Consider the following 16,602-nt stretch of genomic DNA (forward strand, 5'->3'; position numbering starts at 1 on the left):
AAAATCCCTCGACGGACGATACGGTGGCAGTTGTGGAATTGTCAGAAATTTATTCTAAAAGTTTTTATTCAAAATAGTTTGTGCCGATAAGAATGTTTTTATCAAATACTTCCGTGCACGACCTATGAGTGTCGTTCTGGAATTTACTATTGATGCCGAGGAATTTGCGTTCGGGAGCGTTCTCGCTACTGTGGGCGACCTAAGCTTTGAATTGGAGCAAATCGTTCCGACTGGACTTGAGGTGATGCCGTTCATATGGGCCAGCACAAACCAAGACTTGACCGAGGTGCTATCCAAGTTTGAACAGAGGATCCGAGATAGTGACCTTGTCCGAGAGCTGCACTCACTGGACCGGCTGGAAGATGGGACACTCTACCGGATTGAGTGGGGAAACTGCAGTGATGATGGCTTGCTCACGGCACTCAAAACAGCCGAAGCGACAATACTCGACGCGTGGGGAAAGCAAACGTGGAACTTCCGCGTGCGATTCGTCGACGGGGACTGTCTCACGAAATTTCACGACGTGCTACGTGAATCAGGAGTCACAATCGATGTTGAGCGGACACACCTAGTCACAGAAGATAGCACTCGTCGGTGGAATTTCGGACTCACACCAGAGGAGCGAGAAGCGCTGACACTGGCGCTTCAATGGGGATACTTCGAGACACCAAGCCAGACAGATCTCGCCGAACTGGGCGACGAACTCGACATCACAAAACAATCAGTATCGGGTCGCCTTCGTCGAGGGAATCAGAAAATTCTCCAACAGACACTCCACCCATCCGGATCAGACTGATGCAGTATTAAAATACCTTGACCTGTAAGCCAGCATTTTACTTATTAGTGGGAAGGATGTGTACCCCGCACTCTGGAAACAGTGCTAAGGGACAATGCTTCTGGTCCAGGCGACCGAGACAACTCCGAGAACGCTGACAGCTCAGGACGCAGCAGGAATAGCGGTCGATTAGACAGTAGGAAGGGCCCAAGTATGACAGGGACAGGTCAGAATACCGAGCAAGTGTCCGTCCTCTGTGTTGATGATGACAGCCAACAACTCGAACTCACATCTACGTACCTAGAACGGTTGGACAGCGGGCTGGAAGTCACCACAGAGACGGACCCTGCGACTGCACTTGAGCGGGTACAGGAGCGTCCAATCGACTGTATCATCAGCGACTATAAGATGCCAGGAATGAATGGCATCGAACTCCTCCGGGAAGTCCGGGAGGACTACCCCAATCTGCCGTTCATTCTGTTCACTGGAACTGGGAGCGAAAAGGTTGCCTCAAAAGCGATCGAGGCTGGCGTCACCTCCTACGTGCAGAAAGGAGGCAGCGAGGTGTACGAGCAGCTCACCAATCGAATCGACAATTCGATGGACCGACGGCGATCTGAGCGGCGAGCCCGAATCGCTCGGGATCGACTGGTAGAACTGTACGAACAGACGGACGGTTTTTATATTCTGGATAGCGACTGGACGGTAACGTACTGGAACCAACAGATTGCAGAGCGGACAGGCATCTCCAGCGAGGAAATACTGGGTGAAACCTTCTGGGAGGTATTCGAGGAAGCAACGAACACCGAGATGTACAGCAACTTGCGTGCTGCGATGGCAGAAAATCGCCCAACAGACTTCGAGCTCTACTATCCACCCTTCGATTACTGGGCGGAAATTCGGGCGTATCCGGTAGACGACCTGCTGTTCGTCCATTCACGCGAGACGACACAAGAGAACGAACGGAAAGACGAACTCGAACGCCGAAATCACATCATCCAGTCGTTTGCAAGCACCGTCTCCCACGATCTTCGAAACCCACTGAATGTCGCTGAGGGGAGACTCGAATTGGCCCAAGAGACTGGTGATTTCGAGCATCTGGAGGCAGTTACAGAAGCACACAACCGGATGCGGAACCTCATCGATGAACTACTTCGGTTGGCCCGAAATGAAGAGTTAGAAACCGTCTCTATTTCTCTCCAAGAAGCGGCTCACCACGCATGGGAAACGGTCTCTTCGGGGCCAACGGAACTGGTCGTTGAAGACGACGTAACGTTCGAGGCACAGGCAAGCGAACTCCGTCGGTTATTTGAGAACCTCTTCTGGAATGCAATCGATCACGGTGATGCGACGACGATTCGTGTTGGGCGAGTTGGCGATGATGGGATCTTCATCGCCGATGACGGAGCCGGGGTCCCCGAAAGCCAACGCGATTCCGTGTTCGAGTCGGGAATGTCAACACAGCAGAACAGTCCCGGGTTCGGACTCTCGATCGTGGTGGGAATCGTCCGGAATCACCACTGGAAGATTGACCTCGTTGAAAGCACTGCTGGCGGGGCTCGCTTCGAGGTCTCAGGGATCGAGTTCGAGGACAGCCAAGAGTAGCACCGGACATTGACATCTCCTCCGCACTGAAGCACAATTGAGGTGTCATCAGTCGGCAGGAGCTATTCATTGAAGGGTACTTTATTGAGGGTGCCATAAGAAGTACAGCGCGAAGAATCCGTAACCAGAGGAATGCCACTACGGCGTTTTTAGCCGAGTGGCTGATTTACTGGTGAGATCGGATGTCTTCGAAATAAACTCGCGCTGGTTCCCGCCCCCTATTGCGAGCTCCACCGATCGAAGCCGAGGGTCGAGTGACTCCCTAGAGCGGTCTGGATCAAATGTCTATCGGGAGTCTCGACCGCGGACACAGTACGTCGTTCGGAGTGAACGCGTTCTCGTCGGAGGCGGCGTTCATCCACGTCGTAATGTCGTTGATTCGGAGCTTCACTCTGACCGGTAGGTCGTGGATGCCCGGATACTTCGGGAACAGTTTGCGGTCGAGTTCGTTCTGTTCGTACTGCGCCTCCATATCGGGCCACGGCGAGCTGAACGGTTCGAGTCCGGGTACCTTCTTTCGGAGGAACTTCTCGATCTGGTTCTTCCGGAAGGAGTGGTGTGGCCTGTCCGGTGGTTGATGGCGGAAGATGTTCGGATTGAGTTTCCGCATCGCTCGCTTCATCGTCTCCGTGTTTCGTTTCTCCGGGGGCGTCTTCAGGTGCCACTCCAGGAGTTCGGCGTCCACGGCGACGAACGATTCGACGTAGTTGTCGGCCAACTCGAAGTGCAACGGGACCGACGGCTGGTTCTGGATCCCGACGAGTGCGATGCTGTCGTAGACGTTGTCGTACCGGTCGGACCACCGCTCTAACTGTTCGGAGACGACGTCGCGGATGAAGTCCATACTGGTGTCGAACTCGTCGTAACACTCGGGGAAGACGTGATCGCACGCCGGGTGGTAGCCGAACTTCGAGGACAACACCTCCGTCGGGTTCGGATCGGGGTCGAGTCCGTCCAGCGGAAATTTGTTGCCGAAGACGTCGACGACGTTACGCGGCAGGAAGTGGCCGCGGAGGAACGTATCGAAGAGCAGTCCGTGGAAGATGGTGTCGACCGTCATCTTCTCGTCACACCCGGCGTGGTGGATGTGAATCGACTCCCTGGTCCCGAGCGAGTACTCGATGACGTCTTTGTCCACGTTGAGATACTCGTCGTTCGCCACCAGCGTTTCGTGCTCTGCGCCGTACTGGTGCGCGATCCGCTCGGCTACTTCCACCTCGGGGTGACCCGGCGAGCCGAGCGTGTAACAGACGTCCATATCCGGGTGTTGAGCGACGAGCGCTCGCGAGTCGTACCCACCGCTGAGAAGGACGCCGTGCGAGCCGGGATTTTTCGTCCTCCGCCCGATCGCACGTTCGAGACGCGAGGCGAGTTCGTCGACGTAATCGAACTCATCGGGGTCCGCGGGATCGTAGACGAACCGGGAGAGCGTCCCGGCGTCGTCGGCGGTGATGTACCCGTCGAACGGGACGTTCTTGAGGCTGTTGTACACCGTCCGATCACCAACGACGACTCCCATGTGGACGTATTCCAGGACGCCGCGGGTGTCGACGGTGGAGTCCGACGCGGCCGAGAGCACGCGGTGTGGGTTCGTCCCGAACACGCGTCCCTCGTCGGTGTCCGTATAGAAACACTGCCACGACCTGACGGGATCAGTCGCGACGACGACGTCGTCGTCGCACTCGATGAATACGAGGAACGATCCGTTGAGTTCCGCGAACGCATCGGTCCCGACTGCAGTGTACCTTTCGAGCGTGTATTCGGCTGCGGAGACGGTGACGCCGTCTGGAGGATACACCTCGCCCCAGAGCACGCAGTGACCTCGCTCGTCTCGGTATGTCGCAGAACGTCCGGGGAACCCGAGCGCGGGATCCCGGATGGCGACGGTGGCGCGCTCGCCGTCGGTGACCCAGTCGAAACTCGACCTAGAGACGAGTTCGTCGAACGCTCCGTCGCCGTCGAGAACGCCAAACAGTTCTTTGTTCATTATATGCGGGTGCTGTTCAGTGGAGTCTCGTTATTCGACGGTCACGCTCTTGGCGAGGTTACGCGGCTTGTCGATCGCGCGGTCCAGTTCCGTGGCGCTGTAGTACGAGAGCAACTGCAACTGGACGTTCGCGAGGAGGTACGAACAGACCGGATGCATATCCGGGACGTAGAGGTGTTCGTCGGCCGTGTCCACGACTTCGTGGTCCGGCGGACAGACCGCGACGATGGGCGCACCTCGGGTCTTCGCCTCTTCGGCGTTCGTCACCGTCTTTTGGCTGTCGTCCACACAAATTGTGAACACCGGGGTTCGTTCGGTGACGAGTGCCAGCGGGCCGTGCTTGAGTTCGCCAGACGCGAACCCCTCCGCGTGCTCGTAGGTCACCTCTTTGAACTTGAGTGCGCCCTCCTTCGCGACGGAGCAGCCGAGTCCCCGTCCGATGAAGAAGTACGCCTTCTCGTTGAGGTACGTTCGCGAGAGGCGCTCGGCGCCGCTCGTCTGAAGCACCTGTTCGACGGCGTCGGAGAGTTCGGACAGGTCCGAGACGAGTTCTTCGAGGGTGTCCAGCGGTTCTCCGCCGTCGGTGATCTCGGCGAGGTACTGACTCAGGAGGGTGAGCGTCACCGCCTGCGAGGAGAACGTCTTCGTCGCCGCGACGCCGATCTCGGGGCCGGCGCGGATGTAGATCGGTTCGTCCGCCTCGCGTGCGGCCGACGACTGGACGACGTTCGTCACCGCGAGGCTAGTGGCACCTGCCTTCTTCGCGCGCTTCAGTGCAGTGAGCGTATCGGCTGTCTCCCCGCTCTGTGTGACGGCGATACAGAGCGTCTCCTCCGACGGAGTGCCGGCGGAGACGTCGTACTCGCTCGCGCGAATGGCCCGCGCTGAAACGCCGCACTGGTTCAGCAGGCTCGCGCCGAACATCGCAGCGTGGTAGGAGGTGCCGCAGGCAACGAGTTGGACGGACTCGACCCCGGAGAGGTCGATCTCTAAGTCGAGGTCGATCTCGCCGCGATCGCGGTCGAAACGCCCTTCGAGCGTCTTTTGGAGCGATTCCGGTTGGTTGTGGATCTCCTTGAGCATGTAGTGATCGAACTGCGCCTTCTCGGTCTCGCCGGGCTGCCAGTCGACCTGCTCGACCTCTCGTTGTGCCAAGTGTCCCTCCTCGTCGATGATTTCGACGCCGTCAGAACGGACCTCGAGGACGTCGCCGTCGTCGAGGTAGAGAACGGTGTCCGTCTGACCGAGGAACGCCGGCACGTCGCTCGCCAAATAGTAATTGTCCTCTTCGAGACCGAGCACGAGCGGCGATCCCTGCCGGGCGGCGAAGATGGAATCGCTCCCTTCGATGACGGTCGCGATCGCGTAGCTTCCGTCTAGGTCACTCACCGCGTGCTCGAAGGCGGCCAGCGGTTCGTTCCCGCGATCGAGGTAGTAGCTGATGAGGTTCGGAATGACTTCGGTGTCCGTGTCGCTCGTGAACTCGTAACCGTCCTCGGAGAGCTTCTCTTTGAGCGTCTCGTAGTTCTCGATGATGCCGTTGTGAACCGCAGCGACGCGGTCCGAATCGTCCGTGTGCGGATGTGCGTTCTCGTCGGTCGGTGGTCCGTGCGTACTCCATCTGGTGTGACCGATACCGAGCGTCGCGTTAGACTCGACGGTGTCGATAGTCCGCTTCAGGTCCGACACCTGCCCGGAGCACTTCCAGACGTCCAGGCCGTGTCCGTTCTTCACGGCGATCCCGGCGGAGTCGTATCCCCGGTATTCGAGCTTCTCGAGCCCGGTTACGAGCGGGTCGAGCGCTTCTCGATCCCCCACGTGTGCGATGATACCGCACATCTCAACACACCTCCAGATGGCGGCTGCCGTCGGCAGTCAGAACCGCGTTGTGCGCGTCCGATACGGAGGTGTTCGTCTCCCTCGAAGCGTGTGTCTGTTGTCTCATTGTTGGGTGGCTGCGGGGACGAGTTGCCCCTACGGAATCCAATGCAGAGACACGGGCATTACTATAGACGCGCTAAGGAGACGCACGCTCGGAGAGCCGACGATATTCGGCCCGCAGCGGTTCGGTCCCGACGGTCTCGGGTGATCGCGCTGATCGCCCGGTTTAGTCATCGGCCAACGGTGGATAACCGCGAGACGATCTCTTACCGGCCCGATAATAATGGCCGTTACGGCCGGTCTGTGTCGTATGGGTGACAGAGAAGTAGACAGACGACGAGTGCTCAGCCTGACCGGTGCCGCAGCTATCGCATCAGTCAGCGGCTGTGCGAGCATCGCGCAGGAGGCGAACTCCGATCCGAACCGACAGACGGGATCGGGAACCGAGCGGTCGACCGAACGGACGGCGAACGCCAGTTCCGATCGGACGAGTGACGACGCGTCGACCGAAGTCCACCCACAGACCATCGACGAACCGGACTTCGAGTTCCCGTCGGATCCGATACCAGACGGATCGACGAACCCGCGCTACCCGACCATCGGAACGGCTGAGGAGACTCTCACGCTCTACGGGAACTGGAAGTGCCCGTACACCCAAGAGTTCGTCAGGGGGCAACTGGGCGTCCTGATCGACGACTTCGTCACCACTGGTGACGTCTCGATCGAACTCCGCAACGTCGCCTATCTCGATGGAGAGCCCTACCTCGGTTCGGACGCGCCGCGGGCGAGCGAGGCCGGTCTCGCCGTGTGGAACGTTGACCCCGGGTCGTTTTGGACGTACCTCTCGTACGTCTTCGCCAACCAACCCCAGGAGCGGTACGAGTGGGCGTCCACCGACACCCTCGTTCGGTTCGCAGAGCAGGCAGGCGTAGAACGGGTCGACCGCATCCGGCAGGCGATTCGAGACCGCACCTACACCGGGGACGTGCAGACGTCCGCCGACAGGGCCGAGGAGATCGGTATCAGCACCGTCCCCCGCGTCGTTTACGACGGGGACGTGACCGCACCGACGGTGGACCCCGAGGCGACGCGGGCGCAGTTCGAGCGCGCGGCGAACGGGGAGTCGGAAACGGGTGATGGGTCGTTCGACTCCGACACGTCCGACGATTCATCCGATGGGAGCCCGTCCGACAGCGACGACCGGGATACGGACGACGAGGACGACGGAGACGATGCGGACGGTTCAGATTCAGATGGGTCGGGCTCCGACGGGGTAGACTCCGATGGGTCGGACTCCGACGAGTCGTCGACGTTTTCGATCTCGGTGACGTAACTGGGCGTACTCCAGAGGCTCGAACCGGACGTTTCGCACACGTCGATCAGTTTCTACGCCGCGACCGTTCGCATCAGCGACGCTGCCCTTCTCGCGTCTAGACCGAAAAGCGGGCCGGGGCGATGGAACCGATCACGCTGTCGGTCGTCGTCTTCGCCTCGCGACCGGAGCGGTTCAGCGTACGCTCGGTTTTCAGCGAACCGTGACGGCCGATCCCCGCATATCGATTGTCGTCTCGTTCCGGCGCTCACCGGGACCAGGAGTGGTGAGCACCGATACTAGCTCCGGCGATCAGTATCAGGCTCCGGGGAGCGTACAGATCGTGACCTCGCCGTTCGCGTAGACGTGGTTGGTCGTCGTCGGGCAGACCTCGCTCTTCGTGGGATTGAGGTTCTGGGTGACGTCCTGCTCGTTTGGGAAGTACGACGCGCTCTCGGATTGGTACTCCCGGTAGGCGCTTATCCCTTGGGGGACTGGGCGTCCCCCTTCGGCCGGTAATGGCTCGGCGGGGTAGGCGTTCGTCCGCTCCCACACGGTCCCGTACGGGAGGTCGGTGTAGAGCTCTCCGCCCTGTCCGGCGGGCCGAACAGTCCCGAACGTCTCCACTGCGGCGAGTTCCTGTTCGGTGTAGGACAACCGCTCGTGTTGGTTCGGGAAGGCTGGGCTGTCCATCGCCCCGTCGTTCGACATGATCATCACATTCGGGTAGACGAGCACGAATACGAGCAAGACCGCGCCGACGACCTTGAGCGAGGTCCGGTTCGCGAGGTGACGGAATCCGAGCGCGCCGACGATCGCCAACAGCGCGTACAGGAACGCGATCCAGCGACCCGGTACGAAGCTCTCGATACCGAACAGGGGCAGTCCGAGGATGACGAACAGCATAACGACGATGGAGCCGAGGATGGTGTACGTCGTCTGCGTCGCCCGTGAACGCTTGAGGACGGTGAGACACCCGAGGACTGCGGCGAAGATCAGCAGGAGGAATCCGGCCTCTGTGACGTACGTGGACAGCTGCGAGAGGAACGTCTGTCCGGCGGATCCCGTCGCACCCGACGCGCCGGCCGACCCCCCGCTCCCGCTGACGCCGCTCAGGAAGCCAGCGTTGAACAGGTTGATGTAGAGGTAGTTGAGCACCGTCTCGAGGAAGGTCTCTCCCTTGTAGGGCGTCAACGACCACGTGAACACGATGAGGCCGAGGTTGAAGACGACGAGTCCGCCCAGGTTCACCGGGTTGGAACCTCCACCGATGAACGACAGGGGGTTCGGCTCTGCCGAAAAGAAGTCGAACCGAAGCAGGACTTGCGCGAGCAACCCGGAGAACAGGAGCACCAGCATAATGAACGACGAAATCTGGTGGGTGAGGATCACCGCGCTGCTGAACAGGACCAGCAGCCCGAAGTCGCGCCACCGCTCGCTCGCGTGCGTAATCCGGACGAGACAGTACAGACACGCGAGGAAGAACAGGAGCCCGAGGCTCGTCGGGATGAGGTGGATCCCCCAGCGGATCACCTGATCCCCCATCGCGTAGAGCGCTCCCGCGGCGAGGGACCAGCGCACGGGAATCAGCAGCCGCGCCGTCCCGTAGACGAAGAGCGGCGCGAGCGGCATCACGAGTCCCAGAGAGAGGTACAGGCCGTTTCTGAGAGACAGGTCCAATAGATTCGTCGCCGCCACGGCGAGCAGGTGGAACAGCGGCGAGGCGAAGTACTTGATGTCGTCGATCGCAGACAGCGATCCGGTCTGCAGTATCGACTCCACGAAGGTCGTGTGCGACCAGATATCGATACCGATGTACCCCGGTGCGGTGTAAAGGGCGGCGAAGCGGACGACGAAAGAGTACGTCAGCAACTGGGCGAGATACACCGTCGGCCGCAGTTCCTCGTCGGGGGAGAGCAGAATCTGCAACAGCAGGACCACGCCGACGACGCCCCCGATGTCCATAAACAGGACTGTCCGGCTGCCCTGGAGGGCGGCGAGCGCGACCATCACAGCGAGGCCGAGGAAGACGCCGACCGAGAGGAGTCGACTGACCGAGGGCGTCACCGTCGGCAGCCCGTTCGTCGTCCCCGTTCCGCGCGCTGCGGCGAGGTACAACAGACACGCGACCCCGAGGATCACCGGGAGCGTCACGATGAATATCTGTGACGACAGGAACCGGAGCGGGAACAGCGCGAGCGCGAGCGCGAGTCCGACAACTGCGGCGAGTACGTCCAACTCTGCGCGTTGCAACCGATCGTAGGCGGATGATATCGGATTCATCTCGTGAGATAGGTGGCCGTCGAGCCGTTTCGGGAGCGGCCCGGCGGCTCAATCAGATCGTACTCGGCTCCCGGTCCGGCCCGTAGAACACGTCCTGCCAGTCGCGCGTGACGTGCGTCCCCCACTCGACGTCGACGTCCGGGAGTTCGCGGCCGAGGGCGTACTGCACGCTGAGTGCGGGTATGTTCGCTCCCGCTCCGACGCAGGCGGTGATGCTCTTCGATATCCGGGGGTGGATCCCGAGGAGTTTCGGCGTCCCGTCGGCGCTACGCTTGAACCGAAGCGTGGCGTTGTACTCCAGCCCGACCAGGTCGCAGATTTCCCGGGAATACTCCATCAGCTCGAAATCCTCCTCGACGGTTCCGGTGAACGACCGGTTCTCGTCGGTCTCGGTGTGCAGCCGAGTGACGAGAATCGGCTCCTCGTCCGCCCGGACCAACGCGTCGACGCTGTACTTCTCCCCCCGGAGGTCCTCTGTCACGACGAGGTCCGGAAACTCCGCCGTCTCGGCGAACGCCGGCAATACCCCGTCTAACGTGGTACGGATGCTGTTCGACTGCTTGTTCAGCAGGGCGTTGAACCGGTCTATCTCCGGGTCGAGGATGTGCAGGCAGGAGAGGTCGGTGCTGGTGGGGGGCTTGAAACAGACGCAACGGTCCGGATACCCGAGCGCGTGGACTGCGTCGACGAACTCTTCGTGGGTCGAGACGCGGTAGAACTCGGGGGTTGCGGGGTGCCCCCGCTTGACGAGTTCTCCGTAGAGGCGCCCCGTGTCCCGAGCGATCCCGAGGGCACGCGGATCAGCGACCATCACCTGGATGCCTTCGCTCTCGAAGGTCTGTTTCGACTCCGAGAGCGGCCGGAGGAACTCGGTTCCGAGCGGGAAGACCACGTCCACGTTCTCTCGCCAAGCGATCTCGAACAGCTCGGCGACGAGGGCTTCGGGTTCGTCTTGCGAGACGGTCGCTGCCGTGTCGACCAGACTGAACCCGCGTGCGTTCGGATTCGCGTCGACGCCGACGATGTGGGCGTCGAACGCGTCGGTCTGTCGGAGGGCTTTGAGGATTCCCGACGCCCCGAGCGTCCCAACGCCAGCCACCAGTACGGTCACGTCGCCGTCGCGGATCGAGGGCCGAACGGTATCCAGCAGTGTCATCGAAGTCAGGTAGCCACCAAACTGTCCTTATTATAAAGCCAATAAACGCCCGAATCCCCCGGGATTCCGCCGATCGCACCGGTGGCTTCTCGGTCGTCTCCGACCGCCGCTGCGAGACTACCGACTCGCCTCCGGAGCTGAACATCTACAATTGGGAGCAGAAGCGGAATCGACAGCGGGGACAGTACCAAGGCCCACGACGCCGTCGTGGACGTATGACCACGTGGGACGAACGCTACCGCCGCGGCGAGTACCCGTCCGAGCCCGATCCGTCGCCGGTCCTGCGCGAGTACGTCGACGAAGTGTCCGACGGACGGGCGCTCGACGTCGCCTGTGGCACGGGACGCAACGCTGTCTTCCTCGCCGAACGCGGCTACGAGGTCGACGCGCTCGATCAGTCCATCGAGGGACTCCGAATCGCGAGGTCGAACGCGGCCGATCGGGACGTCGGTGAGAGATTCAATCCGATACGGGCGGACGCGACCCAGTTCGAGTACCCCGAGGAGCGATACGACGTGGTGACGATCAGTTTCTTCCGAACGCTCGACCGACTGAGTGACGTTAAGGGAGCATTACGATCCGGCGGGCTTCTGTTCTATCAGCACCACCTCCGGTCGGACCCCCCGGCAACGGTGGGGCCGAGTACCGACCGGTACCGGTTTTGCTCGAACGAACTCCTCCGTGCCTGCCTCGATCTCACCGTGCTGTACTACGAGGAATCGAGTGGCCGACAGGACGGAAGACGTTCGGCGACCGTGGAACTCGTCGCGCGCAACAGCCACGGCGGGACGCAGTCGTATCCGGAGACTGGGTGGTCGCGCGCTTAGCCCCCTGTCGAGGCGTCTCGACAGCCCGAAAACGCCGTCGGCTCCGGGTGATGAGGGAAAGCAGTCCGAAACCGGGTGTTTCGGCGTCGTGGTTAGGACCGCTGAGCCCCGGTCGCGGGAACGCGCTGTTCCTGTATGCCGACCGTACGCGCGGCCGTGAGCACGCGTCGGACGACGACGTCCGTCGCGTCGACCCTCTCTTCGAGGAGCTGACCCCGTCGCTCCTCCCAGTCGACGTCGGTCGACCGGAGGATGTCGTCCGCTCGGTCCACGGCACGCTCGTTTCGGCGGTCCCCGTGATATCCGAACAGCAGTCCGTAGCTCTCCAAGTCCTGCATCAGACCCGGTTCCGCGCTGTGAACGTACACGGTCGGGGTTCCGAGGACGGCGCTTTCGGCGGCCATCGTCCCGCTCTCGCCGACGAACAGGTCGGCGTACGCGAGGACGTGGTGGATGAGGTGCGGGGCGACGTCGAGTGCGTACCCGCGGAGTTCCGGCGGAAGCGCGTCGCCTTCGGCCGAGATCAACACCGTCGCACCCCCGCGTTCGAGGCGGTCGATCAGCGCCGAGAGGCCGTCGATCCCCTCGTCGCCGACGTCGTGCGCCGCGCCCCAACTGACCAGCCGAACGACCGCGTAGGTGTCGTCGGGGCCGACCGGCAGTCCGTCGAGCGCCGACGGATCCGGCTCGAACCGGTCCGGGTGTAGGTACGCGAGTTCGTGATAGCTCGGATAGCGGTACTGGTTCGCTCCGGCGTCCTCGCGGTAGCACTCCGGCGTCGCGACCTCGTCGGCGAAGGGGAACGTCAGCGCGTTCGAGAGCGTCGCGTGCTCGGTGTCCGTGAACACGACGCAGTCCGTGCCGATCAGCCGCGCGACGTGGGCGGCGTAGAAGCCGCCGATGGTCGTTATCACGTCCGGTTCGATCCGCCTCGCCTCGCGGTAGAGGCGGTATTCGATCGAGAGCGCCGAGAGCGCGAGTGCGGGCAACGACTCGCCCGGCGAGCCGATGACCTCGTGCTCGATGTCGTACTCTTCGAGGAGCGACACCGAGACGTCCTTATCGAGGGCGCGGACGTACACCTCGTGGCCGCGCGCCTCGAACTCGTCGATGGCGTGCTTGAAGAAGTGCACGTGCGCCGGGTGCTGGATCGTGATGAGGATGTCCATCGTCACACTCACAACTGGGCGTAGTGGAACCCCTGTTCTGTCGCCGCGTCAGCGTCGAACACGTCGGCCACGTCGACCATCACGGGGTCAGGGCCGAGGGAGGCGGCCATCGATTCGAGGTCGTAGTCGCCGAAGGACTCGTGTGCCGTCGAGACGACGACGCCGTCGTACGCCTCGAAGTCGACCGCTTCGACCACGTCGATGTCGAATACCTCCCGTGAGTCGGCGGGTTCGGCGTGCGGGTCGTACCCCACGCATTCGACGTCGTACTCGCCGAGTTCGTCGATCATCGTCCCGACGTTGGAGCTGCGGATGTCACCGACCCCGGGCTTGTAGGCCAGCCCGAGGATCAGGAGCCGCGTGTCCTTCAGGACGCGGCCGGACTCGTTGATCGTCTTGACCGCCTTTCGCGCCGCGTGGACGGGAACGTACTCGTTGATCTCGCGGGCCTGCAACACGAGCTTCGGCGAGAAGCCCTCGCGCTTGGCGCGGTACGTGAGGTAGAACGGGTCGACCGGGATGCAGTGTCCCCCGACGAATCCCGGTGAGTAGCCGTCGTGGAAGTTCCACTTCGTCCCGGCGGCTTCGAGCACGTCCTCCGTCGTCAGTCCCATGTGGTCGCACGCGATGGCCAGTTCGTTGACGAGGGCGATGTTCATGTCCCGCTGGACGTTTTCGATGACCTTCGACGCCTCTGCGGTCTCGATGTCGGGCGCTCTGTGGATGCCCGCGTCGACGATGTCCCCGTAGAGCGCCGCGAGGTCGTCGCGGACCGACTCGGAGTTCGCACCGACCACTTTGACCACGTCCCGGACCTTTCGTCCGGCGTCTCCCGGCGAGGCGCGCTCCGGCGAGTAGCCGACGAAGATGTCCTCGCCGACGGTGTAGCCGGACGCGGCTTCGAGTTCGGGAACGAGGACGGACTCGGTCGCACCGGGGTAGACGGTGGATTCGAGCACGACGGTCGCTCCGGGTGCGATGTACTCCCCGATGGTCTCGGCCGCCGATTCGACGAACCGGAGGTCGGGGTTCTCCATGCTGTCGACCGGCGTCGGGACCGTCACGACGACGAAGTCCGCATCAGAGACGTGCGAGGGGTCCGCAGTGAAGAACACCTCGGAAGCGGCGACGCGGTCGTCGGTGAGGTCGCCGGTCGGGTCGGTTCCGGACGCGAGTTCGTCGATTTTCCCCGCGTCGACGTCGTAGCCGATCACTTCCTTCCCCGCGCGATCGAACTCGACCGCCAGCGGGAGGCCGACGTACCCGAGCCCCACGACGCAGACTGTCTCAGTCATAGAGGCCGATCCCCTCGTAGACGACGTCCTCGTCGTCTCGGTACTCCGTCGCTGCCTGGCGGCCGTCGACGAGCACGACCGGGCGTTCGCCGTCGCCGAGCGCCGGAACGTCGAGGCCGTCGAACGAGTCGTGAGCGGTCACGAGAAGCACGGCGTCGACGGACAGGTCGTCGCCGTTCGGGTCGTCGAGGACCGTCGCGCCGGCGTTCTCGAAGTCGGCGGTGTCGTCGAGGATGGGGTCGGTGGCGACGACGTCGGCACCGGCGTCGTCGAGGTGTTCGACGATCGGCAGCGCCGGCGTCTTTCGGATCTCTTCGACGCCGGCTCGGTAGGCCAATCCGAGGACCAAGACGGTCGCATCCGCGGGGGCGACGCCCTGCGCCTCCAGTCTGTCGAGCGCCGCCTGCGCGGTGACGTGCGGCATCTCGTCGTTGATCTCGCGGGCCGTCTCCATGAGCGACGACTCCGCGTCGAACCGCTCGATGAGGAACTTCGGATAGTACGGGATGCAGTGCCCGCCGACGCCCGCGCCGGGCGCGTGGATGTCGCAGAACGGCTGCGTGTTGGCGACGTCGATCGCTTCCGTGACGTCGACCTCGAACTCGTCGGCGTGGTTCGCGAGTTCGTTCGCGAGCGCGATGTTGACGTCGCGGTAGATGCCCTCGAAGACCTTGACCGCCTCCGCGGTCGTGGTGTCAGAGACGGTTATGACCTCGTTCGAGCTGATCTGCTCGTAGACGAGCGCCGCGGCGCGTGTGCTTTCGGCGTCCGCGCCGCCGACGACCTTCGGGTACGCGCCCCGGATGTCTTCCAACGCCCGGCCGGAGGAGGTCCGTTCTGGGCAGAACGCGAGCCCGAACTCTCCGAGCGAGAGGCCGCTCTCGGCTTCGAGCTTCGGCAGCAGTTCGTCGGCGCAGGTCCGCGGGGGGAGCGTCGACTCGAAGACGACGAGGTCGCCCTCCTCGAGCCCCCGTGCGATGCTCTCCGTCACCGCCTCGATTATCGAGAGGTCGGGGCGGCCGCGGTCGTCGATGAGCGTCGGGACGATAACCACGTGGACGCTCGTCTCCGCTGCGACGTCGTCGGGATCGGTGTCGGCGACGAGCGACCCTCGTTCGACCTGTTCCTCGACGAGGTCGTCCAGTCCCGGCTCGCCGACGACGTGACTGCGACCGGCGTTGACCTCTCGGACGACGTCTGGATCGACGTCCGCGCCGATCACGTTCCCCGTGGTCTCGGCGTAGACCGAGGCGAGGGGAAGTCCCATCTTGCCGAGGCCGTAGACGCCGACGGGTACCTGTCCCGACGTCAGTGCGTCGATCTGTTCGTCTTCGGGTCGCGTGGATCCGTAGACTGCTCTGATGGTGGATTTCGAGCTCATATCGCGTTCTCTCCGCTGAGCGCGGCCGGTAGCGGGCGATGTTCTGCCGGTACGCCGACTGCGAGGGTCCCCGCCGGGACGTCGTCGGTGACGACGGCACCGGCGGCGACGAACGAACCCTCGCCGACGGTCACGTCGGGGAGCACCGTCGCGTTCCCGCCGATCGAGACGCCGTCTTCGAGCGTCGGTCCCGACAGGTCGACGTCCCGCCTGACCGGGTACGGGTCGTTCGTGAGGACCGCGCCGGGACCCACGAACACGTCGCTGCCCACGTACGTGTTCGTGGGCACGTAGACGCGGCTCTGGAGGCTCACGTTGGAGCCGACGACGGACGTCCCGTCGACGACCGTGTCGGTCCCGACGACGACGTCGTCGCCGATTCGGGTATCCTCCCGAACGAGCGCGTTGTGTCCGGTGGTGAACCCGTCTCCGATGTCTACGTCGCTGTACACGATCGTCCCCGAGCGGATGCGGGCGTCGTCGCCGATGACGGTCTGACCGGGATCGTCTCCCGCCGGATACCCGATCGTGACGTCTTCGTCGATCTCGCAGCCGGTCCCCGTGACGTACGTGTTCATGCGGACGAGCCCTCTACAGTCGTCTCCACCTCGTCTGGTGGAGTCGTACCGCCGACCAGTCGGGGAACGATGACGAGCAGGAACAGTGCGAGGAATGACGCGAGAATTTTCGTTTTGGTGCGCATACGGTGATCACACGCGGGCCGATGTGACCCGCGGTTCAGCAGGCAGGTCACGCGAGACGGCCATTATTATCTGGACGGTAAGCGGCCTCTTGGTGGGTCCAGCGCGCCGTTTGGCTATGTGATAGTGTGTGCCACCGACGTTTCTCTCACCTCGACTCTCCGAATTTTCGAACTATCTGCGACGAGAGGCAGTGTCCGGGCGGTTCAGAATCTGCTTAGCAGTCGTAT

General features: G+C 62.5%; 12 protein-coding genes. 4 read left to right on the plus strand and 8 right to left on the minus strand.

Annotated elements, in window-relative coordinates; all coding sequences use genetic code 11:
* Nucleotides 1–124 precede the first annotated feature (124 nt).
* The gene (locus tag ACP99_RS06680; RefSeq protein WP_049985859.1) at nt 125–796 is read left to right on the plus strand and encodes a helix-turn-helix domain-containing protein; all 672 of its coding nucleotides are present in this window, start codon (nt 125–127) and stop codon (nt 794–796) included.
* Between the two features lie 192 nt (nt 797–988).
* Nucleotides 989–2,380, plus strand: a complete 1,392-nt coding sequence (locus ACP99_RS06685; RefSeq protein ID WP_049985860.1) for an ATP-binding response regulator — start codon at nt 989–991, stop codon at nt 2,378–2,380.
* Nucleotides 2,381–2,657: 277 nt separating this feature from the next.
* Here ACP99_RS06685 and ACP99_RS06690 read toward each other — a convergent pair whose 3' ends face one another.
* Together ACP99_RS06690 and glmS are read right to left on the minus strand one after the other, a co-directional pair.
* A complete protein-coding gene (locus ACP99_RS06690) occupies nt 2,658–4,367 on the minus strand; it encodes an asparagine synthase-related protein (RefSeq protein WP_049985861.1) in 1,710 nt (569 codons plus the stop codon).
* Between the two features lie 30 nt (nt 4,368–4,397).
* Nucleotides 4,398–6,206, minus strand: coding sequence for a glutamine--fructose-6-phosphate transaminase (isomerizing) (gene glmS, locus ACP99_RS06695; protein ID WP_049985862.1), 1,809 nt, complete (start codon nt 6,204–6,206; stop codon nt 4,398–4,400).
* A 352-nt stretch (nt 6,207–6,558) separates the two neighbouring features.
* On the opposite strand from glmS, the gene ACP99_RS06700 reads away from it, so the two are divergent.
* Complete coding sequence (locus ACP99_RS06700; RefSeq protein WP_049985863.1) at nt 6,559–7,581, plus strand: DsbA family protein; 1,023 nt, start codon at nt 6,559–6,561, stop codon at nt 7,579–7,581.
* Between the two features lie 297 nt (nt 7,582–7,878).
* On the opposite strand, the gene ACP99_RS06705 is transcribed toward ACP99_RS06700, so the two are convergent.
* Both ACP99_RS06705 and ACP99_RS06710 read right to left on the minus strand, forming a co-directional pair.
* Entirely contained in the window at nt 7,879–9,843 is a 1,965-nt protein-coding gene (locus tag ACP99_RS06705) for a hypothetical protein (RefSeq protein ID WP_049985864.1), read from the minus strand.
* A 52-nt stretch (nt 9,844–9,895) separates the two neighbouring features.
* Nucleotides 9,896–10,999, minus strand: coding sequence for an ATP-grasp domain-containing protein (locus ACP99_RS06710; RefSeq protein WP_231554230.1), 1,104 nt, complete (start codon nt 10,997–10,999; stop codon nt 9,896–9,898).
* Nucleotides 11,000–11,214: 215 nt separating this feature from the next.
* Between ACP99_RS06710 and ACP99_RS06715 the strand changes: the two genes are divergently transcribed.
* A complete protein-coding gene (locus tag ACP99_RS06715) occupies nt 11,215–11,826 on the plus strand; it encodes a class I SAM-dependent methyltransferase (RefSeq protein ID WP_081927214.1) in 612 nt (203 codons plus the stop codon).
* 92 nt (nt 11,827–11,918) lie between these two features.
* Here the strand turns inward: ACP99_RS06715 and ACP99_RS06720 are convergent, their stop codons facing one another.
* From ACP99_RS06720 to ACP99_RS06735, 4 genes are read right to left on the minus strand one after another with little or no spacing between them, the layout of a single operon-like run.
* Nucleotides 11,919–12,995 carry a DUF354 domain-containing protein gene (locus ACP99_RS06720; RefSeq protein ID WP_049986178.1) on the minus strand — a complete coding sequence of 359 codons (1,077 nt, stop codon included), beginning with the start codon at nt 12,993–12,995 and terminating at the stop codon, nt 11,919–11,921.
* An 8-nt stretch (nt 12,996–13,003) separates the two neighbouring features.
* Nucleotides 13,004–14,290 (minus strand): nucleotide sugar dehydrogenase, encoded by a 1,287-nt coding sequence (locus ACP99_RS06725; protein WP_049985865.1) that lies wholly within the window; start codon nt 14,288–14,290, stop codon nt 13,004–13,006.
* The gene (locus ACP99_RS06730) at nt 14,283–15,671 is read right to left on the minus strand and encodes a nucleotide sugar dehydrogenase (RefSeq protein ID WP_049985866.1); all 1,389 of its coding nucleotides are present in this window, start codon (nt 15,669–15,671) and stop codon (nt 14,283–14,285) included. The genes ACP99_RS06725 and ACP99_RS06730 overlap by 8 nt, the downstream gene beginning before the upstream one ends.
* A complete protein-coding gene (locus ACP99_RS06735) occupies nt 15,668–16,249 on the minus strand; it encodes an acyltransferase (protein ID WP_049985867.1) in 582 nt (193 codons plus the stop codon). Before ACP99_RS06735 ends, ACP99_RS06730 begins: the two co-directional genes overlap by 4 nt.
* Nucleotides 16,250–16,602: the final 353 nt, after the last annotated feature.

This window comes from Halobellus rufus, assembly GCF_000739575.1.
Classification (GTDB): Archaea; Halobacteriota; Halobacteria; order Halobacteriales; family Haloferacaceae; genus Haloquadratum; species Haloquadratum rufum.